This window comes from Pseudomonas sp. NFXW11 (assembly GCF_049887815.1).
GTDB lineage: Bacteria > Pseudomonadota > Gammaproteobacteria > Pseudomonadales > Pseudomonadaceae > Aquipseudomonas.
Genome location: NZ_JAGEKI010000020.1, coordinates 1 through 25,141, shown reverse-complemented (window position 1 = coordinate 25,141; position 25,141 = coordinate 1). Strand labels below are relative to the sequence as shown.

Sequence of the window (25,141 nt, the reverse complement as noted above, 5' to 3'; positions counted from 1 at the left end):
CGAACGGGTTTAGATCAACGGCTCGTCGGACTTCTTCTGTTTCCAGCCGTCGTTGCCCGGCAGGATCAGGTTCAGGGCGATGGCGACAATGGCGCACAGGGCAATGCCCTTGAGGCCGAAGTCGTCCGGGCCGGTGCCGGTTCCCACCAGCACACCGCCAATGCCGAACACCAGGGTCACCGAGACGATCACCAGGTTGCGCGCTTCACCCAGGTCGATCTTGTGGCGAATCAGGGTGTTCATCCCCACCGCAGCAATCGAACCGAACAGCAGGCAGAGAATCCCGCCCATTACCGGCACCGGGATGCTTTGCAGCAGCGCGCCGAACTTGCCGATAAAGGCCAGGGTGATGGCGAAGACCGCCGCCCAGGTCATGATTTTCGGGTTGTAGTTCTTGGTCAGCATCACCGCGCCTGTGACTTCGGCGTAGGTGGTGTTGGGCGGGCCGCCGAACAGGCCGGCAGCAGTGGTGGCAACGCCGTCACCGAACAGGGTGCGGTGCAGGCCGGGCTTCTTCAGGTAGTCGCGGCCGGTCACGCTGCCCACCGCAATCACTCCACCGATATGCTCGATGGCCGGGGCCAGGGCCACCGGGACAATGAACAGGATCGCCTGCCAGTTGAATTCCGGTGCGGTGAAGTGCGGCAGTGCCAGCCAGGGCGCAGCGGCGATCTTCGCGGTGTCGACCACGCCGAAGTAGAACGACAGGGCAAAACCCACCAGCACCCCGGAGATGATTGGCACCAGGCGGAAGATGCCTTTGCCGAATACCGCGACGATCAGGGTAGTGAGCAGTGCCGGCATCGAGATCATCATTGCCGTCTGGTAATGAATCAGCTCGCTGCCGTCACCGGCCTTGCCCATGGCCATGTTGGCGGCAATCGGTGCCATGGCCAGGCCGATGGAGATGATCACCGGGCCGATGACCACCGGCGGCAGCAGGCGGTCGATGAACCCGGTGCCCTTGATCTTCACCGCCAGGCCGAGAAAGGTGTAGACGAAACCCGCCGCCATCACCCCGCCCATGGTCGCCGCGAGGCCGAACTGGCCCTTGGCGAGAATGATCGGGGTGATGAAGGCGAAGCTCGACGCCAGGAACACCGGCACCTGGCGCCCGGTCACTACCTGGAACAACAGAGTCCCGAGACCCGCCGTGAACAGCGCCACGTTGGGGTCGAGACCGGTAATCAGCGGCATCAACACCAGGGCACCAAAGGCCACGAAGAGCATCTGCGCGCCAGACAGCACCTGGCGCCAGAGCGGATCGTTGAACTCATCCTGCATGATCAGGAGTCCTTCTGCTTGGTGCCGAAGATCTTGTCACCGGCATCACCCAGGCCAGGAATGATGTAGCCATGCTCGTTGAGCTTCTGATCGATGGAGGCGGTGTAGATGGTCACGTCCGGGTGGGCCTGCTCCACGGCGGCGATGCCTTCCGGGGCTGCAACCAGGACCATGGCGCGGATATCCCGGCAGCCGGCTTTCTTCAGCAGGTCGATGGTGGCGACCATGGAACTGCCGGTGGCGAGCATCGGGTCGATGATCATCGCCAGGCGCTCGTCGATCTCCGGTACCAGTTTTTCCAGGTAGGTATGGGCCTGCAGGGTTTCCTCGTTGCGGGCCACGCCCACGGCGCTGACCTTGGCTCCGGGAATCAGGCTCAGCACGCCTTCGAGCATGCCAATGCCGGCACGCAGGATCGGCACTACGGTAATCTTCTTGCCGGCGATTTTCTCGACCTGGACCGGGCCGCACCAGCCTGGAATCTCGTAGCTTTCCAGGGGCAGGTCTTTGGTGGCTTCGTAGGTCAGCAGGGCACCGACTTCCTGAGCGAGCTCGCGAAAGTTCTTGGTGCTGATGTCTGCGCGGCGCATAAGGCCAAGCTTGTGTCGGATCAGCGGATGGCGGATCTCACGGATGGGCATAGGGAAAGGCTCCGGCGGCGGGCAAAAAAAACGGCCTAGATTAATCTATCCGGGGTGGTTGTCCTATAGACATAAAGTACGTTAGTCCAGAAATGCTTGATCTGACCGGGCCGGATGCGTACCTTTGCCCGCTTTTCCGAAACTGCCACCCCTTGGAGAGCGCCATGTCCGCTGATCTCGAGCATATCCGTCAAATCATGCGCGAGGCTGACTGCCTGTACACCGAAGCTGAAGTCGAGGCGGCCATCGCCCGGGTCGGTGCACACATCACTGAAGAACTGGCTGAGCGCAATCCGGTGGTGTTCTGCGTCATGAACGGCGGCTTGATCTTTGCTGGCAAGCTGCTGACCCACTTGCAGTTCCCACTGGAAGTCTCCTACCTGCACGCCACTCGTTACCGCAACGAAACCAGCGGCGGCGAGCTGTTCTGGAAGTCCAAGCCGGAAGTCTCCTTTATCGATCGCGACGTGCTGATCATCGACGACATCCTCGATGAAGGTCATACCCTCAGCGCCATCGTCGATTTCTGCAAGCACGCCGGTGCCCGTGCAGTGCACACCGCGGTACTGATCGACAAGGAGCACGACCGCAAGGCCCGTGCGGACCTCAAGGCCGATTACATGGGCCTGTATTGCGTCGACCGCTACGTGTTCGGCTACGGCATGGACTACAAGGGCTACTGGCGTAACGCTGCCGGCATCTACGCCGTGAAGGGCATGTAAGCGATGAGTGCGCCGAGCTTTCTCGATCAAGCCTTGTTTCATGACCTGGCCGGGAAAGCTGCGGCCAACCCCCGTGGTCGCCAGCACCACAACTTCCACAGTATGGAAGAGCCCTGCCATCGCATGGCGGTGGGCCTGCAACCTGCCACCTACATTCCTCCGCACCGGCACCTGAGCGCCGACAAGGCCGAGACCCTGCTGGTGCTCAAGGGGCGCCTCGGGGTGTTGATCTTCGATGAGCAGGGCCAGGTGCAGGGCAAGCGGGTGCTTGAAGCCGGCGGTGACTGCGTCGGCGTCGACTTGCCCGCCGGCGTATTCCACGGCCTGGTGGTGCTCGAGCCCGACAGCCTGATGTTCGAATGCAAGGCCGGCCCCTATCGCCCGGTGGGTGAGGGCGAGATGGCCAGTTGGGCGCCACGGGAAGGCGAGCCGGGTGTGGCCGAGTATCAGGCCTGGATGCGCGCGCAGTTCGACTGACGGCGCAAGATCTGCCGCGAAAACCCGTGCTAGAGTGCGCAGCCCTGCCTGGAGCCTGTCATGAACCTGTTGATTCGCGGTAGCGCGGCCTTTCTTCTGATTCTCAGCCTGCCTCTGGCAGCCGCCCCGGCGCCCATGCATGGGCAGTTTCTGCCGTCTGATGACCTGACCCTGCGCGATTCGGTTCCCGAACAGCAGCAACTGCTGCAGGTCACCGAGTATTCGGTGGTGATCGGCAGCCAGCGCCAGTCCAATCAGCAGCCGATTCCCGTGACCTCACCTGTGTGGGTGCGGCTCAAAGGCAAGCCGCTGAACAAGGGCGCGAGCATCAGTTCGGTGCTGGTGAATTTCGATGGCGAGAGCAAGAGCCTGAAAAAGCCCCAGTACGATGCCCAGAGCAAGACCCTGACGCTCTACTACCCGCTGGTGCAATACCGTGCGGTGATGGATCTGCTGCGTAACGACACCGTCTACTGTCAGTTCCTCAGCTACGCCAACGGCCATATCTGGGCCGACCTGCACACTGGCAGCGTGCGTCCGCGTTGAGGCCGGATGCGGGCAGAGGGTAAACTGCCCGCCCCGTGAAATGTCTGCGAGCTGGAGTCGGCAATGCGTAAAGATAAGAAACAAGTGATAGGTGACGAGATCGCTGACGAGCAGATCAAGTTGTTTCTCGATTTCGAACCGGCCGACGCTACCTCGCCGTCCCTGCACAAGCTGATCAAGGCCTATCGCGGCCTGCGCATCGATGATTTCGAGCGCTTCCTGACTTTCTTCGTCGCCGCCGGCCTGGACCTGGATGGCCAGGATGAGCACGGCCAGACCTTCGTCGAGCTGATTCGCGACCAGCGCAATGCCGCTGACTATATCGAGCTGATGGATAACGCTCGCGGTTAATCCGGGCCTTCGGCAAAGGCATAAAAAAAACGCCCCATCCTGCACAGGATGGGGCGTTTTTTATTGACCGCGGATCAGGCGCAGCTTTCGGTTTCCTTGCTTGGCTCGACCAGCTCCAGGCTCAGGTTATTTTCGCTGTTGATCTGGTGGTACAGCGCCGCGTCGCTGGCCAGGACCTTCTCCCGCGCCGGGAAGATCTCCTTGAGCTTGGCCGCCCACTCGCCACCGGCCTTGGCCGGGAAGCAGCGCTCGATCAGCTCCAGCATGATCGACACGGTGACCGAGGCACCTGGCGAGGCGCCGAGCAGGGCGGCGAGGGAGCCGTCCTTGGCCGCCACCAGCTCGGTGCCGAACTGCAGGATGCCGCCTTTCTTCGGGTCTTTCTTGATGATCTGCACCCGCTGGCCGGCCACTTCCAGGCGCCAGTCCTCGGCCTTGGCCTCGGGGTAGAAGCGACGCAGGGACTCCAGGCGCTGCTCCATGGACTGCATGACTTCGCTGACCAGGTACTTGGTCAGGTCCATGTTGTCGCGGGCCACGGCCAGCATCGGGCCGATGTTGCCGGCGCGAACCGACATTGGCAGGTCGAGGAACGAGCCGTGCTTGAGGAACTTGGTGGTGAAGCCGGCATAAGGTCCGAACAGCAGGGATTTCTTGCCGTCCACAACGCGGGTGTCCAGGTGCGGCACGGACATCGGTGGCGAACCCACGGCGGCCTGGCTGTAGACCTTGGCCTGGTGCTGCTTGACCACTTCCGGGTTGTCGCAACGCAGCCACTGGCCGCTGACCGGGAAGCCACCGAAGCCCTTGCTTTCTTCAATGCCGGACGCTTGCAGCAGCGGCAGGGCCGCGCCACCGGCACCGAGGAAGACGAACTTGGCATCGACTTCGCGAGTGTTGCCGCTGTTGACGTCCTTGATGCTCACGGTCCAGCCGTTGGCCTTGTTGCGCTTGAGGCCGGTCACCCGCTTGCAGTACTTGACCTGGGCATCGGGAGCGCTGGTCAGGTGCTTGAGCAACTGGTTGGTCAGGGCGCCGAAGTTGACGTCGGTGCCGTTGAGCACGCGGGTCGCGGCGATGGTTTCGTCCGCCGGGCGGCCGGGCATCATCAGCGGCATCCACTCGGCCATCTTGGCCTTGTCTTCGGTGTATTCCATGTCCGCGAAGGCATGGTGCTGGCTCAGCAGCTCGAAGCGCTTCTTGAGGAAGGACACACCCTTGTCGCCCTGGACGAAGCTCAGGTGCGGCACCGGGCTGATAAAGGACTTGCTCGAGCCGAACGTGCCTTGCTTGGTCAGGTAGGACCAGAACTGCTTCGACACCTCGAACTGGGTGTTGATGTGCACGGCTTTCTTGATGTCGATGCTGCCATCGGCGGCCTGTGGCGTGTAGTTCAGCTCACAGAGGCCAGCGTGGCCGGTGCCGGCGTTGTTCCACGGGTTGGAACTTTCCGCGGCACCCGAATCCATCAGCTCGACGACTTCCAGCTTGATCGCGGGGTCGAGTTCCTTGAGCAGTACGGCAAGGGTGGCACTCATGATGCCGGCCCCAACCAATACGACGTCTACTGCTTCGTTATGCGCCATTAACGCGTCTCCAAAATCTGCAGCACCAAATTGACGGCATGGCTGCCAGGAGTGACGGGGCGATTCACGTGGTGCCCCAGGTTACCCATGGCCAGGATCGCCATGTCCGAATCTTCGCAATTCTTTGCAACTACTGCGGACGCTGCCAACCGGGCCTCAAGGTGCGTATGAACGCATCTCGGGGCGCCTCGGGCAATTCGACTTATGGTCGAGACATCCGTTCGTGCAACCAAATCCGTCAGCGGACAGGCATCAAGCGCAACTATCTGAGTAGGGCTCGTTCCTGTGTAATCGGGCTGTTGTAGAGGCTAATGGTGCCAGTTCAGACGCAAAACTATTCATTTGCTCGCCACACTCTTGTGAAGTTGTGAAAACCCGTTTTTTCACGCTCTTTTGAAGACGTGAACCTCAAAAAGGGCTGCCTCGGCCTGGCACCTGGCCCGAGCGCTGATACCGGCATGCAGGCATGCGGGCACGACGGGCAAACAGCTTCAGTAGCCGAGCAATGGCAGCTCTGCAGATTCGCGAAAAGTGGAGGTTTGCACGGTGGTACAGCAAGCACGCCAGCTTCACTCGATCTGTGTGGGCGGCTCTCTGTGGGCGGTGCGGGGTGCCAATGCAGCGGCGTTGGCGGAACTGCGAGGCCCGATCAGGAGACGTCCTTATAATCGGGGGGAGATTGTAACTAAGAAACGCGCAGAAATGATCCTGTTTCGTGACTTTTATTAGGTTATTGGTCAGGTGGCCAGTATCGGTTGCACCTGGGACTGGGCGCAGCGTGGGCTGATCCGTGCGCTGGCGGGGAGTATCTGGTGCAACCAGTTCAGGCGGATTTCCTCGATTTCCACCCAGCCATCACCCACCGGGGCTGTCGGGCAGTGCTTGAAGGCTTGGCAGCGCCCCTGGCTATCGAGCAGGGCAAAGCTGCGAAAGGCGTGGCGTGGAGCGAACAGGGAGCGGAGGAAGTTCATGACCTGGCACCTGAATGTATCTGGTTTGATAAGAATGCCCTTGAGCCGTTACATGATGATGTATGGCGGGTGAACGGCAGGTTACAGGAACCTGCTTGTACGGCACCTGTCTGAGCCCTGGGCAACTCATGCCTGATGCTGGTTCGCTGCCATTGAGCACCGCTATACTGCGGGCCTGTTTGTGCCTGATTCCTGGAGAAATGAGCATGTTGCAACGCCTGTTGTTCGGTTTGATCACTGTGACCAGTCTGTCGCTGGTGGGCTGCGCCCATAGCCCGCAACAACTCAGTCCGGAGCCTAAGCTCACCACCCAGCTGGCCCCGGTCGGCCATGGCCAACCGGTGGTGGTGAAGGTGGTCGATGGACGTCCATCGCCGGTGCTCGGTACCCGGGGCGGTCTGTATCCGGAAACCAGCGCCATCACTGTGCAGGGGGCGCAGATCCTGCCGAAGCTGCAGGCTCAGGCCGAGGCGGCGGTGCGTTTGCTGGGCTTTACCCCGACGGCCAATGCCTACAACGCGCCGCAGTTGACCGTGACCCTGGCTGAGCTCAAGTACCAGTCGCCCAAGGAAGGCATGTACGTGACCGAGGCCACCATCGGCGCCACCTTCCGCTCCGATGTGCAGAACGCCAACCGTCGCTACAGCGGCCGCTACGGCGCGTCCCTGGACCAGCGTTTCGGCATGGCGCCGAACCAGGACACCAACACCAAGCTGGTGGGTGATGTGCTGAGCGATGCCCTGACTCGCCTGTTCAAGGACCCGACCATCGGTCAGATCCTCGGCGAGTAAGTCGCCTCTGGCACCCGTCAGGGCCGCAGAGACGCAAAAGCCCGGCGACCTTCAGGTCGCCGGGCTTTTTATTGCTCGTGGCTCAGGCGGCTTCGACGTAGAAATCCAGCACGCTGACGCCGGTCAGCAGGTCGGTTTCCGGCAGGTCGGCGTGCTGATGGCCGCCCAGGGCGCAATACACCAGCCAGTGCCGGTCCTGAACGTTGAAGGCCAGGGCACCGACCAGCGCCTGCTGTTCCTCGCTGGGGGCGATCAGGTAGAGGCGATCCTGGTTTTCTGCATGCAGCATGACAAGCTCCGTGGGGCATCGAGGGGCGACAGACTGGCTGCTTTAGATGACGAAAAGATGACGATCTAAATTAATCCGCCAATGCTTCGTTATTGGTCGGAAAGCCCACGCGTTGATTCGGCGATTGAGTAGAATCCGCGCCGCGGCCGCACTGGGTGGCCCGGACACAGGTTTCATTCGAGGTTCAAAGATGTCGCTGCAACTGATCTGGTCGATGTTCAACGCCCATCCCGGCAAATTGATCAACCTGTTCGCCCTGCTGTTCGCCTGCCCCGGGGCCTGGCTGTTGCATGCGACCCGGCGCCGCGAGTTGCGGGCCCTGGCCAGCCTGGCAACCCAGAGCGAGGGACGGGCCGTGGATCAGCCGCTGCTGATGCTGGACCCGGCAACCCTGCGCATCAATCGCTTCTTCTACCGTTTCGGCTTTGCCTGCCTGGGCCTGGCCTTGCTGGTGTCATGGGTCAGTACCCGCTACTGAGCCTTGCATGACAGAGACGACAACGGCGCCCTTGGGCGCCGTTGTGCTTTGCGGTGTGGCGCTTACAGCGCCAGGCCAGCCTTGGCCCGATACTGGTTGCGTACCGGGTTGGCGTACTGCAGCACCAGGTAGGGGCGCTGCTCCGCCGGGCAGGCGTCGAGCCGGCGTTGCCACTCTTGCTCGGCCTTGGCCAGTTCCTGCGCCGGGAACAGCTCGGCGGCCTTTGGCACCTGCAGCTGCGGGTCGGCATCGCTCCACTGGGCGTAGGCCAGGTAGTGCACCGGGAACAGGCGGTAGCCGCCGAGAATCTGCCGGTCCATTTCCTGGGCCAGTTGCTTGGTGTCCTCGAAGTGCTGGCTGATGGGTGCGGCGAAGTTCACATGCACCCGGCCCTTGTAGCCGGTGATGCCGGTGGCGATGCTCAGGTCGTCCTCGCCCGGGGCCTTGGTGTAGCTGCCGGTGGTGGCGCGGATGTACAGCTCGCGGGCCTTGGCCTGGTCGCACGGGTCGTATTCGTAGCTGATGGACACCGGAGTCAGGTTCAGCGACAGGATGACTTCACCGAACGGCTCGTCCTTGCGGCTCATGTGGAACATCTTGAGGATCGCCGATTCGGTGCGATCGTCACCATCCTTGGCCCGGCCTTCGGCCTGGGCGATCCAGATCGACTGACCGTCGTTGCGGATCGAATGGTTGATATAGGCCGAGAGCAGTTGATAGGCCGCGAGCTTCTCCCGCCGGCCGCTGATCGAGCGGTGCACGATAAAGCTCTTGTTCAGGCGCATCAGGTCGCTGACAAAGGGCTTTTGCAGCAGGTTGTCGCCAATGGCGATGCGCGGCGTGGGCAGGCCGGCGTGGTACACCGCATAGTTGACGAAGGCCGGGTCCATGACGATATCGCGATGGTTGGCCAGGAACAGGTAGGCGGTGCCCGACTTGAACTGCTCGACGCCGGTATAGGTCACGCCATCAGTGGCCCGTTCGATGGTGTGGTCGACGTAGAACTCCACCTTGTCCTGCAGGGTGGCCACCGAAGTGACCCCGGCGAACTCGCGACGCAGGCGATGGGCAATCAGGGGTTTGAGCAGCCAGCCGAAGGCATTGGCGAAACGCGGAAAGCGGAAGTGGGTGAGGATATCTAGAAACGCCTTGTCGCTGAGCAGCCGAGCCAGCACCGCTGGTACTTCGCTGTCGTGGTAAGGTCGGATGGCATCGAATTCGCCCATCATGCTCTCTTGTTAGAAACGGCTAGGGTAAGAAAAGGTTTGGATCGAAAAAGGGCCGGGCACGCTCTGAAAATCCAGCTCAAACAAAAAAGCCCCGCAAATAGACCGGCGATTATACGCATAAGTCACTCTGGAGACGGCGATGCTGGAAACCGACCATTATCAGTGCCCTTACTGTGGCGAACCGGCGGAAGTGGTACTCGACCTGTCCGGCGGTGATCAGACCTATATTGAAGACTGTCCCGTGTGCTGCCGGCCCATCGTCTTCACGCTGCAGACCGACGGTGAGGAATGGATGCTCGAGGTTCACACCGAAAACGACTGAAGGGGGCCTTATGCTGCGTATCTACGAGCCGGAAAACCTGATGGAAGGCGAGTTGCTCCAGCGCATGCTGGCCAGCGAAGGCATTGAGGCCCATCTGCAGGGCCGCGACCTGCTGGGCGGGGCAGGGGAGTTGCCACTGTTCGGGCTCTTGGCCCTGAGCGTGGAAAACCACCAGGCACAGCGGGCACGCGAGTTGATCGCTGGCTACAATGCCGCGTTGCCGTTGCCCTTTGATGAACCGGACAGTTTTGCCGGGGTGCTGGTCTGTTAGGCTGAGCGCCGATTTGCCGAGAGTCGTATTGCCCCATGTGTGGACGTTATGCCCTGTTTCGCTGGAACCCCGCCTTTGCCGCCTTGCCCGGATTTCCCGCCGATCAGCGGGCGCAGTGGAATATTTCGCCCAATGATTCGGTGCTGATCCAGCGCGTGGAAAATGGCCAGCGCACCCTGGCCCGGGCCCGCTGGGGCCTGACTCCGCCCTGGCTCACCGACCTGTCGCGCACCCCGGCCCATGCCCGGGCGGAAACCCTGGCCGAACAGCCGATGTTTCGCCAGGCCTTTCGCGAGCGGCGCTGCCTGCTGCCGGCCAACGGTTTCTATGAGTGGCGTGGCGGCAGCCGCAAGCGCCCCTACTGGCTGACGCCGGGAGAGGGCTCGTCGATTTTCTTTGCGGCTATCTGGGAAGCCTATCCGGTGCAGGAGCAGGTCTGGTTGAGCACTGCGGTGGTGACCCAGGCCGCTTCGACCCTGCGCCGCCCATTGATTCTCGATGCGGCCGGGCAGCAGGCCTGGCTCGATCCCGAGACCCCGCTGCACGCCCTGCATGCCTTGCTGGCCAGTCCACCCGCGGCGTTGCGCGAGCGGGTCCTGGCTAACCTGGTCAACGACCCCAAGCTCAATGGGCCGGAGTGCCTGACCCCGGCCTGAGGCCGTTCAGACCTTGAACTGATTGATCAGGCGCCGCTGCTGTTCCGCCAGCTTGGTCAGCCCGGCACTGGCGGCGCTGGACTCGTCGGCGCCGCCCGCCACTTCGTTGGCCACCTGACCGATATTGATCACATTGCGGTTGATGTCTTCGGCCACCGCGCTCTGCTCCTCGGCGGCGCTGGCGATCTGGGTGTTCATGTCGTTGATCACCGACACCGCCTGAGTGATGGTTTCCAGGGCCTGGGCCGCCTTGGCCGCGTGCTCCACGCTCTGGTCGGTCTTGTGCTGGCTGTCTTCCATGACCCGCACCACTTCGCGGGTGCCTTGTTGCAACTGCTGGATCATCGACTGGATTTCTTCGGTGGCCTGCTGAGTCTTTTGCGCCAGGTTGCGCACCTCGTCGGCGACCACCGCGAAACCGCGGCCCTGTTCACCAGCACGGGCTGCCTCGATGGCCGCGTTGAGGGCCAGCAGGTTGGTCTGTTCGGCAATGCCGCGAATGGCGGTGAGGATGGCGTTGATGTTCTCGCTGTCCTTGGCCAGGGTTTGCACCACCCCCACCGCGCGGCCGATTTCCTCGGCCAGGGCGCCGATGGCACTGGAGGTGTCGCGCACGATCTGCATGCCCTGGCTGGCGGCCTGGTCGGCGTGGCTGGCGGCTTGCGCGGCCTGGGTCGCGTTGCGCGCCACATCCTGGGCGGTGGCGGTCATTTCGTGTACCGCGGTGGCCACCTGGTCGATCTCCACCATCTGCTTGTGCACGCCCTGGTTGGTGCGGATGGCGATATCGGCGGTGTGCTCGGAAGAGTCGCTAACGCTCTGCACCGAGGTCACCACCTGGCTGATCATGGCCTGGAGCTTGGCCAGGAAGGTGTTGAAGCCCTTGGCGATGGAGCCCAGTTCGTCGGCACGGTCGCTGGTCAGGCGCCGGGTCAGGTCGCCTTCGCCCTGGGCGATGTCGTCGAGCATGGCCACCATCTGCCGCAGCGGTCGGGCGATGCCGTGGCCCACCAGCCAGATCACCAGCAAGCCGATGCCGGCGATGGCCAGGCCGACCATGGCCATGCCGAAGGTGTCGGCCTTGCGCTGTTCGGCCAGGTCGCTCTGCAGCTTGTTGAGGTCGGCCATCACCGCGCTCAGCGGCAGTTGCAGCATCAGGGTCCAGTTGGCGTCGGTCTGGCCGATGCCGAAGGGCAGGTACAGGGCGATAAGGCCGTTGGCCTGGTCGACGTTGTAGGTCACTTCGCCGCGCTTGACGCTGCCAAGTTTGGCCACTGTGTCCCGGGGCAGTACATCGCTGATCTTCTCGCCGAACTTGCTCGAATCCTTGGTGTAGGCCACCAGCCGGCCGTTGCCGCCGATCAGGGCCATTTCCCCGGCGCCGCCGTAGAGCTTCTGGTTGGCGCCCAGCAGCATGTCCTGGATGAAGTTCACCGACAGGTCGGCGCCGACAATGCCCTGGAACTTGCCGTTGAGCAGGATCGGTTGAATGAAGGAGGCGAGCATCACCACCTTGTCGCCGACCTTGTAGGGTGCGGGGTCGATCACGCAGGGCTTGAGGCTTTCCTTGGAGCACAGGTAGTACTCACTGGACCGCACGCCGGTGGACAGCAGGGTCTGGTCGTTGACGTCGGCCAGCTTGTCCAGGCCCAGGCTGCCATCCTGGTTGCGGAACCACCAGGGCAGGAAACGGCCGTTAGCGGCGTCGATGCCCACCACCTGGGTGCCCACATAGGTGGCGTCGTTATGATCGATTGCACCGGGTTCCCAGCCGATATAGGCACCGAGGATCTTCGGGTTCTGGGCGACGTTTTCTTTGATCAGGGCAATCAGCTGTTCGCGACTGAGGTTCAACTGCGCCTGGCCCTGGGCATTCTGGCTGCCCATCAGCGCGTTGACCCGCACCAGGCCACCGGCAATCAGCAGTGGCGCTTCCAGCTCGCGCTGGATCTGGCTGACCTGGGTCTGCGCCAGGCCGCTCAGGCGTTGCTCGATCACTTGCTCGAACTGGGCTTGGGTTCGTTCCTGCACCATCTGCTGGGTGCTGGCCCCGGAGAACAGGGCGTACAGCACCAGGGCTGCAACCACGCTGAGAACGATGGCACCGGCCAGGGCGGCCACGGAAAACTGGATCGACTTGAACTTCATAGAGGCTCCGGGCGCAGGAATTGAGGTCTGCCGAGCTGTATCGGCAGTAGCAGCGCTGGCCATTAGCCTGGAGTGAAAAAATGACCGTATCAGATGTTCATAGGTCGTTATTGGCTATGGGGAAACCTCGACTCCAAGCGGCTTGTCGGCGGATATGAAGGTTTTCCTACTGCAATGGTCTGTATCCGAATTGCGACCGATAGCCTGTTTTGCATCTGGCGTGGATACAGTTCCGCCCTTAGGATACGCGCCATGTTTTCAGGGAGGTTTTCATGAAGAAGTCGTTAGTTGTATGTGCATTGGGTGCTGCTGTTCTGCTCAGTGGTTGTGAGACGGTCAACACCACCAGCGGAGGCGTGGTGGGTGTGGATCGCAAGCAGTCCATGTTCAGCATGGTGTCCAGTGCCGAAGTCAACCAGTCCTATGCCCAGTCCTACCAGCAGACCCTGGGTGAGGCCAGCAGCCAGGGCGTGCTGGACAAGACCAGTGCCAATGCCAAGCGCTTGCAGGTTATCGCTGACCGTCTGATCGCTCAGGCGCCGACTTTCCGTCCCGATTGCGCGCAGTGGAAGTGGGAAGTCAACCTGATCAAGAGCGATGAGCTCAACGCCAACTGCGGTCCTGGCGGCAAGATCATTTTCTATTCCGGCCTGATCGACAAGCTGAAGCTGACCGACGATGAGATCGCCGCGGTGATGGGGCATGAAATTGCTCACGCCCTGCGTGAACACGGTCGCGAGGCCATGTCCAAGCAATATGCGGTAGGCGCCGGTAAGCAGATCGCTACCTTGTTCGGGGTTTCCCAGGAAACCGTTGCCTTGGGCGACAACGGTGTGAGTCTGCTGATGACGCTGCCCAACAGCCGCGAAAACGAGAACGAAGCGGACTTGATCGGTCTGGAGCTGGCGGCTCGTGCCGGCTACAACCCGAATGCTGCCATCAGCCTGTGGAACAAGATGGGCCAGGCTGCCGGTGGTTCCGCACCGCCCGAGTTCATGAGCACTCACCCGGCTTCCAGTAGCCGTATCGCTTCCCTGCAAGCGGCTATTCCCAAGGTGATGCCGCTGTATCAGGCGGCCAAGAAGTCCTGATCCCTTCGCGTCATTTTCAATGACGCCTGCGCCGGCACGCCGGCTCCTACAGCTTGTGTAGGGGTCGGCTGCCGGCGTTTTCATTTATACCCAGCCGCTAATTTGCATGGCCTTGTACACCGCCACCACGGCGAGGACGAAGAAGGCCGACGCCGCCAGGCGACGAATCAGGGTCAGGGGCAGTTTGTCCGCGGCAAAGTTGCCTGCCAAAACCACCGGTACGTTGGCGATCAGCATGCCCAGGGTGGTACCGATGATCACCAGCCACAGGTCCGGATATTGCGCCGCCAGCATCACCGTCGCGACCTGGGTCTTGTCACCGATCTCGGCCAGGAAGAAGGCGATCAGGGTGGTCAGGAAGGGGCCGAACTTGCGTGCGGTATTGGCTTCGTCATCGTCCATCTTGTCCGGCACCAGGGTCCACAGGGCGGTGGCGGTGAAGCTCGCGGCGAGAATCCAGTGCAGGGTCGCATCCGAGAAGAAGCTGCCGAACCAGGCACCGACCGCACCGGCGGCCGCATGGTTGGCCAGGGTGGCGGCAACGATACCGGCGATGATCGGCCAGGGTTTGCGAAAGCGCGCAGCGAGAATCAGGGCGAGCAGTTGCGTCTTGTCGCCGATTTCGGCCAAGGCAACGATTGCGGTGGGAACGAGCAAGGAGTCCAGCATCAGGGTTTTCCTAAGGGGCGGGTCGACACGGCTATGACACGTACAGCCTTCCCGCCCCGGGTAAGGTGTGCGTGTCATAGGTCTTGTCAAACCCTGCGGTCCGTCTGTGCGGACTCCTGGGTCGCATGCGCCATGGTCTGAGGACCAAGTATGTTGACGCATGCCGGACGAGCATGGCGCTCGTGGGAGACTACTCCCCTAGGACGGAGCGGATTCTGCCTAGGCAAAATCCATTCGGCAAGCCTTGTGGATAAAAAAGCCTGCTAGCGGCGCTTGGCTCGATAGATGCGAAAGCCCTGGTCGTCGGCGTCGATCGCACAGGGGCCCAGATGCTCTTCGATCAGCGGTTGGTAACGCAGGAAGCTGTTGGCAACCACGCGCATTTCGCCACCTTTTTGCAGGTGTTCGGCGGCTTTTCGCAACAGGTTTTCCGTGGCCTGGTAGTCGGTGTGAACACCGGTGTGGAAGGGCGGATTGGTCAGGATGCCATTGAGTTCCATGGGCGCGGCGTCGATTCCGTCGCCGGTCAGGACCTCGGCCTCAAGGCCGTTGGCGGCCAGGGTCAGGCGGCTGCTGGCGGCGGCGAAGGCATCGACGTCGAGCAGGGTCAGGCGATTTTCCGGGTAACGGCGCTTGAGCGTGGCCCCCAGTACCCCTGCGCCGCAGCCGAAGTCCAGCAGGTGACCACCGGGCAACTGATCCAGATGCTCCAGCAGCAAGGCGGTACCGCGATCCAGGCGCCCATGGCTGAACACCCCAGGCAGGCTGACCACTTTCAGCGGGCCTTCGGCCAGCGGCAGTTGGTATTCCCGGGCCAGGCTCTCCAGGGCCACAGGTTCAGGGGCCTGGGTCACGCTGACCTGCCACAGTTGGCAGTGCCGGGCGCTGTCGAGCTTGCGCGGCTTGCCGAAGGCGGCCAGCAGCTTGGCGGCGCTTTCCACGCCGGCACGTTTTTCCCCCACCAGGTACAGCTCGCGCCCGGCCAGGCGCGAGGCCAGGGCATTGAGCAGGTAGTGGGTCAGCTCCTTGGATTTGGGCAGGAACAGTACGGCGCTGTCGAAGGTTTCGGCCGGAGCCTCCACGCCAAAATGGCTGCGCCCGGGAAAGCGCGCCTGCAGCGCGGCCTGGTCGCCGGCATGCCAGCTCCAGCCCTGGGCCGCTGGCAGGCGGCCCAGCAGATCATCGGCACTCAGACCGGCCAGCAGCACCGAGCCTTGAAACAATTCAGCCTGGCGTAACAATATTTCGCTGCGTGTGTCCATCATCCGCACCTGAAAAAAAAGTGGCGCAGTGTATCAATTCACTACACGTAGCGGAGTGCCGCTGAAGAAGGCTTGGGCATTTTCCGCCAACTGGCCGACGATTCGCTGGCGTGCCTCGCGGCTGCCCCAGGCGTTGTGCGGAGTGACAATCAGGCGTGGAATATCGGCGTCCAGCAATGGGTTGCCGTTGACCGGTGGCTCGACACTCAGCACATCGGTAGCCGCGCCGCCCAGGTGGCCACTGCGCAGGGCGTCGGCCAGGGCCTGCTCGTCGATCAGGCCGCCGCGGGCAGTGTTGACCACCAGGGCGCCGGGCTTGAGCAGGGCCAGTTCCCGGGCGCCGATAAAGTGCCGGGTGTGTTGGTTGAGCGGACAATGCAGGGTCAGGGCATCGACCTGGGGCAGGAGTTCATCCAGCGGCAGGCGGTCGGCGCGGGCCGGGCGCCCGGGAATCTGCCCCAGCACCACTCGCATGCCGAAGGCTTCGGCCAGGCGCGCTACGGCGCTGCCCAGCTCGCCATTGCCCAGCAGGCCCAGGGTCTTGCCCGACAGTTCCATGATCGGAAAGTCCAGCAGGCAGAACTGCTTGGCCTGCTGCCAACGGCCGTCGGCCACCGCTCGCTGGTAGTCGGCGACGCGGGTGGCCAGGTTGAGCAGCAGCATCAGGGTGTGCTGGGCCACCGATGGGGTGCCATAGCCTTGGCAGTTGCTGACGCTGATGCCGAGCTTGCGGGCGGCGACGAGATCGACGTTGTTGGTGCCGGTGGCGGCCACCAGGATCAGTTTCAGCTCCGGGCAGGCGGCCAGGGTTTCGGCACTCAGCGCCACCTTGTTGCTGATGGCCACCTGGGCCCCTTGCAGGCGTTCTACTAGGTGTTCGGCAGTGGTGTGGGCGTGCACTTGCAAGGGGCTGAAACTGTCATGCAGCGCACCCAGATCCAGGTCACCCAGGTCCAGTGAGCTGTGATCGAGGAAGACGGCGCGGCGAGAGTTGATCATGAACTGTACCTTTTGCACGGGGGATCTAAGGCGTAATCTGCCGAGCCTAACAGATGAAATAATTAGACATACACAGGAGCCTGCATGTACCTCACCGAGTTCTTGACCGTTGCCCTGATCCACCTGCTGGCGGTGGCCAGCCCTGGCCCGGACTTCGCCGTGGTGGTGCGCGAAAGCGTGACCCACGGCCGTCGCGCCGGCACCTGGACCGCCCTGGGAGTGGGCACGGCGATCTTCCTTCACGTGGGTTATTCGCTGCTGGGCATCGGCCTGATCGTTTCCCAGTCCATCGTGCTGTTCAACGCCTTGAAATGGCTGGCCGCGGCCTACTTGCTGTACATCGGCTACAAGGCGTTGCGCGCCCAGCCGGCAAAACCGGCGAGCGATGACTTGCACCAGGAAGCCGGTGAGCGCACGGCGCGCGGAGCCTTTACTTCAGGCTTCGTCACCAATGGCCTGAACCCCAAGGCCACGCTGTTCTTCCTGTCGCTGTTCACCGTGGTGATCAACCCGCATACGCCTTTGGCGATCCAGGCCGGCTACGGGGTGTACCTGGCGGCAGCCACGGCGTTCTGGTTCTGCCTGGTGGCCATGCTGTTCAGCCAGCAGCGGGTGCGCGCCGGTTTTGCCCGCATGGGCCACTGGTTCGACCGCACCATGGGCGCGGTGCTGATCGCCATCGGTGTGAAGCTGGCCTTCACCGAGATGCATTGATCGCGCTGAGCTGATTCAGGGTCGCCACGTAATGCCGTGGCGTCTCCCCGAGCAGGCGGCAGAACATTGCGCTGAAGGCCCGGGCGCTGCCGTAACCCAGTGAGTCGGCCACGCTGTGCACGCTCTCCCCGGCGAGCAGCCGTGGCAGGGCTTCCATCAGGCGCAACTGCTGGCGCCAGGCATTGAAATTCATCTGCACTTGCTGCTGGAACAGCCGCGCCAGGGTCCGTGAACTGGCGCCCACCTGCTGTGCCCAATCTTCCAGGGTGTGAGGGTGATCCGGGGTTTGCAGCAAGGTCCGGCAGATGCCTTGCAGGCGCCGGTCCTGGGGCATGGGAATGTGCAGGGGGAGATTTTCCAGGGTGGCGATTTCCTCCAGCATCAGCTGCTGGATCAGCGGGTTTTCCGCCTGCTCCGGGCCTTGCACCGCACGCAGAATCAGCTCCCGCAGCAAGGGTGTCACTGCCAGCACGCAACACTGCTGCAAGGATGTCGGGCACAGTTGCGGCTCGATGAACAGCGAGCGCATGCGCACCTCACCGACCATGAAGATCTCGTGCTCCACCAGCGGCGGTATCCAAACCGCGCGGGTTGGCGGAATCACCCAGGCGCCCTGGGCCGTGATCACTCGCATGGTGCCGCAGGCGGCATAGAGAAACTGTGCCTCGCGATGACGATGGGTTTCCTGATGCGCCCCAGCGGGATAGTCGCGGGGATAGGCGCTGATCGGGCCGTGGTGGAAATGGCTGATTAACATGTCTGATCCAATGACTTTGTTGTCAGGAATACTGTTAAGCGCCAAATTAGCATAACCGCACAACCCTCCACTGTGCGTGCCGCCATGAATCAAACTCGAAATGTCATCCGCTACGTCAATGCCGCCCATGTCATCGATCACATGTTCATGCTGATCTATCCCGCGGCCGTGCTGGGCATGACCCAGGCTTTCGCCCTGGACTATGCCGCGCTGATTGGCCTGTCCCTGGGTGGTTTCATCGCCTTTGGCGCCTGTTCGCTGCCGGCCGGTTGGCTGGGCGATCACTGGAGCCGTCGACAGATGATGCTGCTGTTTTTCTTCGGCATCGGTGCGTCGTCGATCCTCACCGGCTTGAGCAGCAGCTCGAGCATGTTGGTGATCGGCCTGACCCTGATGGGGGTATTTGCCGCCATCTACCATCCGGTGGGGACGGCGATGCTGGTGTCCTACGCGCAGAATCGCGGGCGCGAGATCGGTATCAACGGCATGTGGGGCAACCTTGGCGTGGCTTTCTCGGCGCTGATTACCGGCCTGCTGGTGGCGCAGTTCGGCTGGCGCTCGGCGTTTATCCTGCCGGGAACCGTGGCGATTTTGCTGGGCATAGGTTTTGCCTTGCAGGTGCGTGACGAGCCGGTTCCCGTGCGCCCCCATGTACCGCTCAAGGGCAAGGGCGGCCAGCAGATCTCCATGTTCCTGGTGTTTGGCGTGCTGGCCCTGGCCACGGCCACCGGTGGCGTGGTGTTCAACGCCACCACCATGACCTACCCGAAGCTGTTCCAGGAGCGTTTGCAGGAAATCTTCAGCTCGCCACAGACCCTGGGGGTGGTGGTCAGCCTGGCCTATGCCTTCGGTGCGGTGGCGCAGTTGACCATGGGCCGTTTGCTGCACCGCTTCAGCCTGAAATGGCCGTTTATCGTCATGACTCTGTTCCAGGCGCCCTTGCTGCTGGCCATGGCCCACAGCCAGGGCTGGGCGGTGATAGTGCTGGGTGCGGCCTTTATGTTCGTGGTGTTCGGCCAGGTCACGGTCAACGATGCCATGGTGGCCAACTTCGTCGCACCGCAGTGGCAGGCTCGGGTATTTGCCTTGCGCTATTGCCTGTCATTCGGCGCCAGCGCCACGGCCATCCCGTTGATTGCCCTGGTGGAACCGCGCCAGGGCTTGAGCGGCCTGTACATCATCCTTGCGGGGTTCGCCGCCCTGACCCTGGCGGCTGCACTGGTCTTTCCTCGCACACCGGCGGAATCAGCAGTGCAGCAACGGGCATAAGACCAGCGGAGCCGCGCCAGTGCTGGCCTGGAGCTAGTATTGGTGCGGTTCTGCAAATCATCCCTTTGGCTGATTTGGCAGACACACGGGAGCTCTAGAGTGAGCGTTCTCCAGTCAAGACCGAGCAGTCAGAAAAGGGATTCTTATGTTGCAGACTCGCGTTATCCCGCCCGCCGAAGGCGCCTATCAATACCCGCTGCTGATCAAGCGACTGCTGATGTCCGGCAGCCGCTATGAAAAGACCCGCGAAATCGTCTATCGCGACCAGTTGCGCTACACCTACCCGACCCTGATCGAGCGGGTGGCGCGCCTGGCCAACGTGTTGACCGCGGCCGGGGTCAAGGCTGGAGACACAGTGGCGGTGATGGACTGGGACAGCCATCGCTACCTGGAATGCATGTTCGCCATCCCGATGATCGGCGCGGTGATCCACACCATCAACGTGCGCCTGTCGCCGGAACAGATCCTCTACACCATGAACCACGCCGAGGACCGCTATGTGCTGGTCAACAGTGAGTTCGTCGGCCTCTACCAGACGGTCGCCGAGCAGCTGACCACGGTGGAAAAGACCCTGCTGCTCACCGATGCGGCGGAAAAAACCGCCGAGCTGCCGAACCTGGTGGGCGAGTACGAAAGCCTGCTGGCCGCTGCCAGCCCCCAGTATCAGTTCGAGGATTTCGACGAGAACTCGGTGGCCACCACCTTTTACACCACCGGCACCACCGGCAACCCCAAGGGTGTGTACTTCAGCCATCGGCAGCTGGTGCTGCACACCATGGGCGTGGCCACCAGCATGGGAGCCATCGATAGCGTGCGCCTGCTGGGCACCAACGATGTCTACATGCCCATTACCCCGATGTTCCACGTGCATGCCTGGGGCCTGCCCTATGTGGCCACCATGCTCGGGCTGAAACAGGTCTATCCCGGGCGTTACGATCCGGAGTTTCTGGTCGAGCTATGGCGTCGGGAAAAGGTCTCTTTCTCCCATTGCGTGCCGACCATCCTGCAGATGCTGCTCAATGCCAAGGCGGCCCTGGGCACGGATTTCGGCGGCTGGAAGATCGTTATCGGCGGCGGTTCGCTGAACCGTGCGCTGTACGAAGCGGCCAAGGCCAAGGGCATTCAACTGACCGCTGCCTACGGCATGTCGGAAACCGGCCCGCTGGTGTCCTGCGCCCACCTCAATGACGAACTGCTGGCCGGCAGCGAGGATGAGCGCACCACCTACCGGATCAAGGCCGGGGTGCCGGGGCCACTGGTGGAGGCGGCGATCATCGATGCCGAAGGCAACTTCCTGCCGGCCGATGGCGAGTCTCAGGGGGAGCTGGTGCTGCGCGCGCCCTGGCTTACCGAAGGCTATTTCAACGAACCGCAAAAAGGCGCCGAGCTCTGGGAGGGCGGCTGGCTGCACACCGGCGATGTAGCAACCCTGGACAGCATGGGGGTGATCGATATCCGCGACCGGATCAAGGATGTGATCAAGACCGGTGGCGAATGGATATCCTCCCTGGGCCTGGAAGACCTGATCAGCCGTCATGTCGCGGTGCGCGAAGTCGCGGTGGTGGGTATCGCCGATCCACAGTGGGGCGAGCGCCCATTCGCCCTGCTGGTGCTGCGCGAAGGGCACGAGATTGGCGCTCGTGAACTCAAGGAACACTTGAAACCCTTCGTTGAGCAGGGGCACCTGAGCAAGTGGGCCATTCCCAGCCAGATCGCCCTTGTTACGGAAATTCCCAAGACCAGCGTTGGCAAGCTCGACAAGAAGCGCATTCGGCTCGACATCAGCCAATGGCAGGCCAGCAACAGCACCTTCCTCTCCACCCTTTAACGCCCCGCTGCCGTGCCCGCCCGGGCACGGCAGGCCCATCTGGCAAGCTCGCGCCTTGTGCTTACGGAATTATCAGCCATTCTTGCAGCACCATTTTTCAATGGTTATGGCAAAGGGCAGTTCCAGAACGGTCGAGTACTGCAAATCACACTTTAGAGGGATCAAGCAGTAATCCCTGCTGGATATAGTCCGTTCACGGATTTTTCTGAAGAACGGAGCGCAGGGTGGCGCTCGCACCACGCAACTTCGGGCCCGGGGCAACTGGATCTCCAGGGCGTATTCAGAAGAGCGTACTGCCATAACAATAATGCACATGGAGTAGCGTCGATGACATCAGTAAACCAGTTCTGGCGCCGGGCAAAACTGCCCCTGGCCGTCGGTCTCGCCTCCACGCTCGCCGGGCCAGCATTCGGCGTCAGTTTCAATATCGGTGAAATCGAAGGCAGCTTCGATTCGTCTCTGTCCCTGGGGGCAAGCTGGTCGACGGCTGGCCGCAACAAGGACCTGATCGGGGTCAACAACGGTGGCAAGGGCTTGTCCCAGACCACCGATGACGGCCACTTGAACTTCGACAAGGGCGATAGCTTCTCGAAGATCTTCAAGGGCATCCATGACCTGGAATTGAAGTACGGCGATACCGGTGTGTTTGTCCGTGGCAAGTACTGGTATGACTTCAAGCTCAAGGATGACGACCTGGACTTCAAGAACATCAGCGACCACAACCGCAAGGAAGGCGCCAAGTCTTCCGGCGGGCAGATTCTCGACGCCTTCGTCTATCACAACTATTCGATTGCCGATGAGCCGGGGTCGGTGCGTTTCGGCAAGCAGGTGGTGAGCTGGGGCGAAAGTACCTTTATCGGTGGCGGCATCAACTCGATCAACCCCATCGATGTGTCGGCGTTCCGTCGTCCTGGTGCCGAGATCAAGGAAGGCCTGATCCCGGTCAACATGTTCTATATCTCCCAGACCCTGACCGACAACCTGTCGGCCGAGGCCTTCTACCAGCTGGAATGGGACCAGACCGTTACCGACAACTGCGGCACCTTCTTCTCGCAGCCGGACAACATTTCCGATGGCTGTGATGACAACCTGCGCTTGCTGGCCAAGCGTTCGACCATTGCCGCCACTGCCCCGGGTCGCGCAGCCCTGGCCGCCATGCAAGCACGTGGGGTGGATGTCAACGAAGAGGGCACCCTGGTACGGCGCAGCGGTGACCGCGATGCCCGTGACAGCGGCCAGTTCGGCGTGGCCTTTCGCTACAACTTCGAACCGCTGGACACCGAGTTCGGCGCCTACTTCATGAACTATCACAGTCGTGCGCCGATCTTCAGCGCCACCGCTGCGCCTCAGTCGGCTTATGCCATGGCACCCGGCTTCGGCACATTGGCGCCAGTGTGGATTGCCGGCAACTCGAAATATTTCGTCGAGTACCCGGAAGATATCCGCCTCTACGGCTTGAGCTTCTCCACCACCCTGCCTACAGGTACGGCGTGGAGTGGCGAGCTCAGCTACCGGCCGAACGCGCCGGTACAGATCAACTCCACCGATATCCTGTATTCCGCGGTTCGCCCCCTGGGCGGTGCATTTAGCAATGCCTCGCTGCTCACGGGAATCCCGGGGCAGGATCTCAATGGCTATCGCCGCAAGGAAATCACCCAGTTCCAGACCACCTTCACCCACTTCTTCGATCAGGTCATGGGCGCCAGCCGTCTGACCCTGGTGGGTGAAATCGGGGTTACCCATGTGGGGGGGCTGGAGAGCAAATCGGATATCCGTTATGGCCGTGACCCAGTGTTCGGTCCAGGCGCGCTGCCTACTACCGGCGGGCAAAACACCTGCCGTGCACTCAACGCCAGCACCATCGCCGGTGCCGGCCCAGGTGCGGATGCCAGCAACCTCACCAGCAACTGCAACAATGACGGCTTCACCACCGCCACTTCCTGGGGCTACCGCGGTCGCGCGATCTGGGAATACCCGGATGTGTTCGCCGGTGTGAACCTCAAGCCCAACGTGGCCTGGTCCCATGACGTCAAGGGTTACTCCCCTGGCCCTGGCGGCAACTTCGAGGAAGGCCGCAAGGCCATCAGCCTGGGGCTGGATGCCGAGTACCAGAACACCTACACCGCGAGCCTGGCCTACACCAACTTCTTTGGTGGCGACTTCAGCACCGTGGATGACCGGGACTTCCTCGCCTTGAGCGTTGGCGTGAACTTCTAAGCACACTGTATTTTTGGGAAGAACAACCATATGAAAATCACCAAGAGTCTGTTGCACGTCGGCGTGCTGGGACTGTCACTGCTGGCCACCGGGGTCATGGCCGCGGTCTCGGCCGACGAAGCCGCCAAGCTGGGCACCAGCCTGACGCCGATGGGCGCCGAGATGGCCGGCAACGCCGCTGGCACCATCACCGCCTGGAAACCTCTGGCCACCAACGCCGGCACCGTGGACGCCAGGGGCTTTTTGTCCAACCCTTACGCCAGCGAGCAGCCGCAGTTCACCATCACTGCGCAGAACGTCGAGCAGTACAAGGACAAGTTGGCGCCGGGGCAGTACGCGATGTTCAAGCGCTACCCGGACACCTTCAAGATGCCGGTGTATCCAACCCACCGTGGCGCCACGGTGCCGGCTGATGTTTTCGCCGCGATCAAGCGCAATGCCACCAAGACCAACCTGGTATCCGGTGGCAACGGCCTGGAGAATTTCGAGATCGCAGTACCTTTCCCGATTCCGAAAAGCGGCGTGGAAGTGATCTGGAACCATATCACCCGCTATCGCGGCGGCAGCGTGACGCGCCTGGTGACCCAGGCCACGCCACAGGCCAACGGCTCCTACAGCCTGGTGTACTTCCAGGACCAGTTCGTGTTCCGCGACAAGATGAAGGACTACGATCCGAAGAACCCGGGCAACATCCTCTTCTACTTCAAGCAGAAGGTGACGGCACCGGCGCGTCTGGCCGGTGGCGTGCTGCTGGTGCATGAAACCCTCGACCAAGTGAAGGAGCCGCGTTCGGCGTGGGTCTACAACGCCGGTCAGCGTCGCGTGCGCCGCGCCCCGCAAGTCTCCTATGACGGCCCGGGTACCGCTGCCGACGGCCTGCGGACCTCCGACAACCTGGACATGTACAACGGTGCCCCGGATCGCTACGACTGGAAGCTGGAAGGCAAGAAGGAGATGTACATCGCCTCCAACAGCTACAAGCTCGATTCGCCAAGCCTGAAGTACGCCGACATCCTCAAGGCCGGGCACATCAACCAGGATCTGACACGCTACGAGCTGCGCCGGGTCTGGCATGTGGTCGCGACCCTGAAGGAAGGCCAGCGCCACATCTACGCCAAGCGTGACTTCTACATCGACGAGGACACCTGGCAAGCGGCGGTGATCGACCACTACGACGGTCGTGGCCAGCTGTGGCGCGTAGCCGAGGCCCATGCCGAGGACTACTACGACAAGCAAGTGCCGTGGTACGCCGTGGAAACCCTCTACGACCTGCAGTCCGGCCGCTACCTGGCCCTGGGCATGAAGAACGAAGAGAAGCAGGCCTATGACTTCGGTTTCAGTGCCAGCACCAGCGACTTCACCCCGGCCGCCCTGCGTCAGGATGGGGTTCGCTGACCTGCGTTAAATAGAGGCCGCATCCTCGAAATTGCCCCGGCTGGTCCGGGGCTTTTTTTTGGTTCTTCACGGAATCCCGGGAAACTCAGAAACAAAAACGCCGATTTGATAGATGATGTTCGTGCGAGCAAACAGATCTAAAAAACCGGCGTTCTTATGCGTGATATTAATACTTTCC

At 62.0% G+C, this 25,141-nt stretch carries 26 protein-coding genes, 1 pseudogene and 1 riboswitch; of the genes and pseudogenes, 15 read left to right on the top strand and 12 right to left on the bottom strand.

Annotation, left to right across the window (positions count from 1 at the left end):
- Positions 1-9 precede the first annotated feature (9 nt).
- Positions 10-1,284, bottom strand: coding sequence for a uracil-xanthine permease family protein (locus tag J4P02_RS25400; RefSeq protein WP_426195485.1), 1,275 nt, complete (start codon positions 1,282-1,284; stop codon positions 10-12).
- A gap of 2 nt (positions 1,285-1,286) precedes the next feature.
- Positions 1,287-1,925 (bottom strand): uracil phosphoribosyltransferase, encoded by a 639-nt coding sequence (gene upp, locus J4P02_RS25395; RefSeq protein WP_011063386.1) that lies wholly within the window; start codon positions 1,923-1,925, stop codon positions 1,287-1,289.
- A gap of 164 nt (positions 1,926-2,089) precedes the next feature.
- On the opposite strand from upp, the gene J4P02_RS25390 reads away from it, so the two are divergent.
- From J4P02_RS25390 to J4P02_RS25375, 4 genes are all read left to right on the top strand, one after another.
- A complete protein-coding gene (locus J4P02_RS25390; RefSeq protein ID WP_426195483.1) occupies positions 2,090-2,647 on the top strand; it encodes a hypoxanthine-guanine phosphoribosyltransferase in 558 nt (185 codons plus the stop codon).
- A gap of 3 nt (positions 2,648-2,650) precedes the next feature.
- Positions 2,651-3,124, top strand: a complete 474-nt coding sequence (locus J4P02_RS25385; RefSeq protein WP_426195481.1) for a WbuC family cupin fold metalloprotein — start codon at positions 2,651-2,653, stop codon at positions 3,122-3,124.
- A gap of 60 nt (positions 3,125-3,184) precedes the next feature.
- Positions 3,185-3,670: a hypothetical protein gene (locus J4P02_RS25380; protein WP_426195478.1), complete on the top strand. Its 486-nt coding sequence runs from the start codon at positions 3,185-3,187 to the stop codon at positions 3,668-3,670.
- 63 nt (positions 3,671-3,733) lie between these two features.
- The gene (locus J4P02_RS25375; RefSeq protein ID WP_426195476.1) at positions 3,734-4,021 is read left to right on the top strand and encodes a PA4642 family protein; all 288 of its coding nucleotides are present in this window, start codon (positions 3,734-3,736) and stop codon (positions 4,019-4,021) included.
- A 74-nt stretch (positions 4,022-4,095) separates the two neighbouring features.
- On the opposite strand, the gene mqo is transcribed toward J4P02_RS25375, so the two are convergent.
- Together mqo and J4P02_RS25365 are read right to left on the bottom strand one after the other, a co-directional pair.
- Positions 4,096-5,607 carry a malate dehydrogenase (quinone) gene (mqo, locus tag J4P02_RS25370; protein WP_426195474.1) on the bottom strand — a complete coding sequence of 504 codons (1,512 nt, stop codon included), beginning with the start codon at positions 5,605-5,607 and terminating at the stop codon, positions 4,096-4,098.
- Between the two features lie 737 nt (positions 5,608-6,344).
- Positions 6,345-6,578: a hypothetical protein gene (locus tag J4P02_RS25365; protein ID WP_426195471.1), complete on the bottom strand. Its 234-nt coding sequence runs from the start codon at positions 6,576-6,578 to the stop codon at positions 6,345-6,347.
- 206 nt (positions 6,579-6,784) lie between these two features.
- On the opposite strand from J4P02_RS25365, the gene J4P02_RS25360 reads away from it, so the two are divergent.
- Positions 6,785-7,369 carry a YajG family lipoprotein gene (locus J4P02_RS25360; RefSeq protein ID WP_426195469.1) on the top strand — a complete coding sequence of 195 codons (585 nt, stop codon included), beginning with the start codon at positions 6,785-6,787 and terminating at the stop codon, positions 7,367-7,369.
- An 82-nt stretch (positions 7,370-7,451) separates the two neighbouring features.
- Here the strand turns inward: J4P02_RS25360 and J4P02_RS25355 are convergent, their stop codons facing one another.
- Entirely contained in the window at positions 7,452-7,658 is a 207-nt protein-coding gene (locus J4P02_RS25355) for a hypothetical protein (protein ID WP_022640865.1), read from the bottom strand.
- A 190-nt stretch (positions 7,659-7,848) separates the two neighbouring features.
- Between J4P02_RS25355 and J4P02_RS25350 the strand changes: the two genes are divergently transcribed.
- The gene (locus J4P02_RS25350) at positions 7,849-8,136 is read left to right on the top strand and encodes a hypothetical protein (protein ID WP_426195467.1); all 288 of its coding nucleotides are present in this window, start codon (positions 7,849-7,851) and stop codon (positions 8,134-8,136) included.
- A gap of 62 nt (positions 8,137-8,198) precedes the next feature.
- On the opposite strand, the gene J4P02_RS25345 is transcribed toward J4P02_RS25350, so the two are convergent.
- On the bottom strand, positions 8,199-9,365 hold the full coding sequence (locus J4P02_RS25345; protein ID WP_426195465.1) for a 1-acyl-sn-glycerol-3-phosphate acyltransferase: 1,167 nt from the start codon (positions 9,363-9,365) through the stop codon (positions 8,199-8,201).
- Positions 9,366-9,504: 139 nt separating this feature from the next.
- Here J4P02_RS25345 and J4P02_RS25340 point away from each other — a divergent pair, with 139 nt between their 5' ends.
- Genes J4P02_RS25340 through J4P02_RS25330 form a run of 3 tightly spaced genes read left to right on the top strand, consistent with a single transcriptional unit; the run spans position 9,505 to position 10,614 of the window.
- A complete protein-coding gene (locus J4P02_RS25340) occupies positions 9,505-9,687 on the top strand; it encodes a CPXCG motif-containing cysteine-rich protein (RefSeq protein ID WP_426195463.1) in 183 nt (60 codons plus the stop codon).
- Between the two features lie 10 nt (positions 9,688-9,697).
- Positions 9,698-9,958 carry a putative signal transducing protein gene (locus J4P02_RS25335; RefSeq protein WP_426195461.1) on the top strand — a complete coding sequence of 87 codons (261 nt, stop codon included), beginning with the start codon at positions 9,698-9,700 and terminating at the stop codon, positions 9,956-9,958.
- 35 nt (positions 9,959-9,993) lie between these two features.
- Complete coding sequence (locus J4P02_RS25330; protein ID WP_426195459.1) at positions 9,994-10,614, top strand: SOS response-associated peptidase; 621 nt, start codon at positions 9,994-9,996, stop codon at positions 10,612-10,614.
- Positions 10,615-10,620: 6 nt separating this feature from the next.
- Here the strand turns inward: J4P02_RS25330 and J4P02_RS25325 are convergent, their stop codons facing one another.
- Complete coding sequence (locus tag J4P02_RS25325; RefSeq protein WP_426195673.1) at positions 10,621-11,364, bottom strand: methyl-accepting chemotaxis protein; 744 nt, start codon at positions 11,362-11,364, stop codon at positions 10,621-10,623.
- 111 nt (positions 11,365-11,475) lie between these two features.
- Positions 11,476-11,673, bottom strand: a pseudogene (locus J4P02_RS25320) (HAMP domain-containing protein); the annotation flags it as partial.
- Positions 11,674-13,034: 1,361 nt separating this feature from the next.
- Here J4P02_RS25320 and J4P02_RS25315 point away from each other — a divergent pair.
- Positions 13,035-13,853: a M48 family metallopeptidase gene (locus tag J4P02_RS25315; RefSeq protein WP_426195457.1), complete on the top strand. Its 819-nt coding sequence runs from the start codon at positions 13,035-13,037 to the stop codon at positions 13,851-13,853.
- 84 nt (positions 13,854-13,937) lie between these two features.
- On the opposite strand, the gene J4P02_RS25310 is transcribed toward J4P02_RS25315, so the two are convergent.
- The 3 genes from J4P02_RS25310 to J4P02_RS25300 all read right to left on the bottom strand — a co-directional run bounded on the left by J4P02_RS25310 (position 13,938) and on the right by J4P02_RS25300 (position 16,783).
- Positions 13,938-14,522, bottom strand: a complete 585-nt coding sequence (locus tag J4P02_RS25310) for a TMEM165/GDT1 family protein (RefSeq protein WP_426195455.1) — start codon at positions 14,520-14,522, stop codon at positions 13,938-13,940.
- Positions 14,523-14,610: 88 nt separating this feature from the next.
- A riboswitch (yybP-ykoY riboswitch) is annotated at positions 14,611-14,734 on the bottom strand.
- Positions 14,735-14,785: 51 nt separating this feature from the next.
- Entirely contained in the window at positions 14,786-15,784 is a 999-nt protein-coding gene (locus J4P02_RS25305) for a methyltransferase (RefSeq protein ID WP_426195453.1), read from the bottom strand.
- Positions 15,785-15,817: 33 nt separating this feature from the next.
- Complete coding sequence (locus tag J4P02_RS25300) at positions 15,818-16,783, bottom strand: 2-hydroxyacid dehydrogenase (RefSeq protein ID WP_426195451.1); 966 nt, start codon at positions 16,781-16,783, stop codon at positions 15,818-15,820.
- A gap of 84 nt (positions 16,784-16,867) precedes the next feature.
- Between J4P02_RS25300 and J4P02_RS25295 the strand changes: the two genes are divergently transcribed.
- Positions 16,868-17,497, top strand: coding sequence for a LysE family translocator (locus J4P02_RS25295; protein WP_426195449.1), 630 nt, complete (start codon positions 16,868-16,870; stop codon positions 17,495-17,497).
- Here the strand turns inward: J4P02_RS25295 and J4P02_RS25290 are convergent.
- Positions 17,481-18,254 carry an AraC family transcriptional regulator gene (locus J4P02_RS25290; protein WP_426195447.1) on the bottom strand — a complete coding sequence of 258 codons (774 nt, stop codon included), beginning with the start codon at positions 18,252-18,254 and terminating at the stop codon, positions 17,481-17,483. The genes J4P02_RS25295 and J4P02_RS25290 overlap by 17 nt on opposite strands.
- Positions 18,255-18,338: 84 nt before the next feature.
- Here J4P02_RS25290 and J4P02_RS25285 point away from each other — a divergent pair, with 84 nt between their 5' ends.
- The 4 genes from J4P02_RS25285 (at position 18,339) to J4P02_RS25270 (ending at position 24,963) form a co-directional block, all read left to right on the top strand.
- Positions 18,339-19,523, top strand: a complete 1,185-nt coding sequence (locus J4P02_RS25285; RefSeq protein ID WP_426195445.1) for an MFS transporter — start codon at positions 18,339-18,341, stop codon at positions 19,521-19,523.
- Between the two features lie 145 nt (positions 19,524-19,668).
- Positions 19,669-21,351 (top strand): fatty acid--CoA ligase, encoded by a 1,683-nt coding sequence (locus tag J4P02_RS25280; RefSeq protein WP_426195443.1) that lies wholly within the window; start codon positions 19,669-19,671, stop codon positions 21,349-21,351.
- Positions 21,352-21,678: 327 nt separating this feature from the next.
- Positions 21,679-23,568: a DUF1302 domain-containing protein gene (locus J4P02_RS25275; RefSeq protein WP_426195441.1), complete on the top strand. Its 1,890-nt coding sequence runs from the start codon at positions 21,679-21,681 to the stop codon at positions 23,566-23,568.
- A 30-nt stretch (positions 23,569-23,598) separates the two neighbouring features.
- Positions 23,599-24,963: a DUF1329 domain-containing protein gene (locus J4P02_RS25270; RefSeq protein WP_426195439.1), complete on the top strand. Its 1,365-nt coding sequence runs from the start codon at positions 23,599-23,601 to the stop codon at positions 24,961-24,963.
- The last annotated feature ends 178 nt before the right edge of the window (positions 24,964-25,141 follow it).

What these genes read in the sequence shown, in the direction of transcription:
- mqo (WP_426195474.1), bottom strand. Translation starts at nt 5,607, where the DNA reads ATGGCGCATAACGAAGCAGTAGACGTCGTATTGGTTGGGGCCGGCATC.
- J4P02_RS25360 (WP_426195469.1), top strand. Translation starts at nt 6,785, where the DNA reads ATGTTGCAACGCCTGTTGTTCGGTTTGATCACTGTGACCAGTCTGTCG.
- J4P02_RS25280 (WP_426195443.1), top strand. Translation starts at nt 19,669, where the DNA reads ATGTTGCAGACTCGCGTTATCCCGCCCGCCGAAGGCGCCTATCAATAC.
- upp (WP_011063386.1), bottom strand. Translation starts at nt 1,925, where the DNA reads ATGCCCATCCGTGAGATCCGCCATCCGCTGATCCGACACAAGCTTGGC.
- J4P02_RS25315 (WP_426195457.1), top strand. Translation starts at nt 13,035, where the DNA reads ATGAAGAAGTCGTTAGTTGTATGTGCATTGGGTGCTGCTGTTCTGCTC.
- J4P02_RS25275 (WP_426195441.1), top strand. Translation starts at nt 21,679, where the DNA reads ATGACATCAGTAAACCAGTTCTGGCGCCGGGCAAAACTGCCCCTGGCC.
- J4P02_RS25350 (WP_426195467.1), top strand. Translation starts at nt 7,849, where the DNA reads ATGTCGCTGCAACTGATCTGGTCGATGTTCAACGCCCATCCCGGCAAA.
- J4P02_RS25365 (WP_426195471.1), bottom strand. Translation starts at nt 6,578, where the DNA reads ATGAACTTCCTCCGCTCCCTGTTCGCTCCACGCCACGCCTTTCGCAGC.
- J4P02_RS25310 (WP_426195455.1), bottom strand. Translation starts at nt 14,522, where the DNA reads ATGCTGGACTCCTTGCTCGTTCCCACCGCAATCGTTGCCTTGGCCGAA.
- J4P02_RS25335 (WP_426195461.1), top strand. Translation starts at nt 9,698, where the DNA reads ATGCTGCGTATCTACGAGCCGGAAAACCTGATGGAAGGCGAGTTGCTC.
- J4P02_RS25385 (WP_426195481.1), top strand. Translation starts at nt 2,651, where the DNA reads ATGAGTGCGCCGAGCTTTCTCGATCAAGCCTTGTTTCATGACCTGGCC.
- J4P02_RS25345 (WP_426195465.1), bottom strand. Translation starts at nt 9,365, where the DNA reads ATGATGGGCGAATTCGATGCCATCCGACCTTACCACGACAGCGAAGTA.
- J4P02_RS25340 (WP_426195463.1), top strand. Translation starts at nt 9,505, where the DNA reads ATGCTGGAAACCGACCATTATCAGTGCCCTTACTGTGGCGAACCGGCG.
- J4P02_RS25300 (WP_426195451.1), bottom strand. Translation starts at nt 16,783, where the DNA reads ATGATCAACTCTCGCCGCGCCGTCTTCCTCGATCACAGCTCACTGGAC.
- J4P02_RS25290 (WP_426195447.1), bottom strand. Translation starts at nt 18,254, where the DNA reads ATGTTAATCAGCCATTTCCACCACGGCCCGATCAGCGCCTATCCCCGC.
- J4P02_RS25270 (WP_426195439.1), top strand. Translation starts at nt 23,599, where the DNA reads ATGAAAATCACCAAGAGTCTGTTGCACGTCGGCGTGCTGGGACTGTCA.
- J4P02_RS25355 (WP_022640865.1), bottom strand. Translation starts at nt 7,658, where the DNA reads ATGCTGCATGCAGAAAACCAGGATCGCCTCTACCTGATCGCCCCCAGC.
- J4P02_RS25305 (WP_426195453.1), bottom strand. Translation starts at nt 15,784, where the DNA reads ATGGACACACGCAGCGAAATATTGTTACGCCAGGCTGAATTGTTTCAA.
- J4P02_RS25285 (WP_426195445.1), top strand. Translation starts at nt 18,339, where the DNA reads ATGAATCAAACTCGAAATGTCATCCGCTACGTCAATGCCGCCCATGTC.
- J4P02_RS25400 (WP_426195485.1), bottom strand. Translation starts at nt 1,284, where the DNA reads ATGCAGGATGAGTTCAACGATCCGCTCTGGCGCCAGGTGCTGTCTGGC.
- J4P02_RS25380 (WP_426195478.1), top strand. Translation starts at nt 3,185, where the DNA reads ATGAACCTGTTGATTCGCGGTAGCGCGGCCTTTCTTCTGATTCTCAGC.
- J4P02_RS25390 (WP_426195483.1), top strand. Translation starts at nt 2,090, where the DNA reads ATGTCCGCTGATCTCGAGCATATCCGTCAAATCATGCGCGAGGCTGAC.
- J4P02_RS25330 (WP_426195459.1), top strand. Translation starts at nt 9,994, where the DNA reads ATGTGTGGACGTTATGCCCTGTTTCGCTGGAACCCCGCCTTTGCCGCC.
- J4P02_RS25325 (WP_426195673.1), bottom strand. Translation starts at nt 11,364, where the DNA reads ATGGTGGAGATCGACCAGGTGGCCACCGCGGTACACGAAATGACCGCC.
- J4P02_RS25375 (WP_426195476.1), top strand. Translation starts at nt 3,734, where the DNA reads ATGCGTAAAGATAAGAAACAAGTGATAGGTGACGAGATCGCTGACGAG.
- J4P02_RS25295 (WP_426195449.1), top strand. Translation starts at nt 16,868, where the DNA reads ATGTACCTCACCGAGTTCTTGACCGTTGCCCTGATCCACCTGCTGGCG.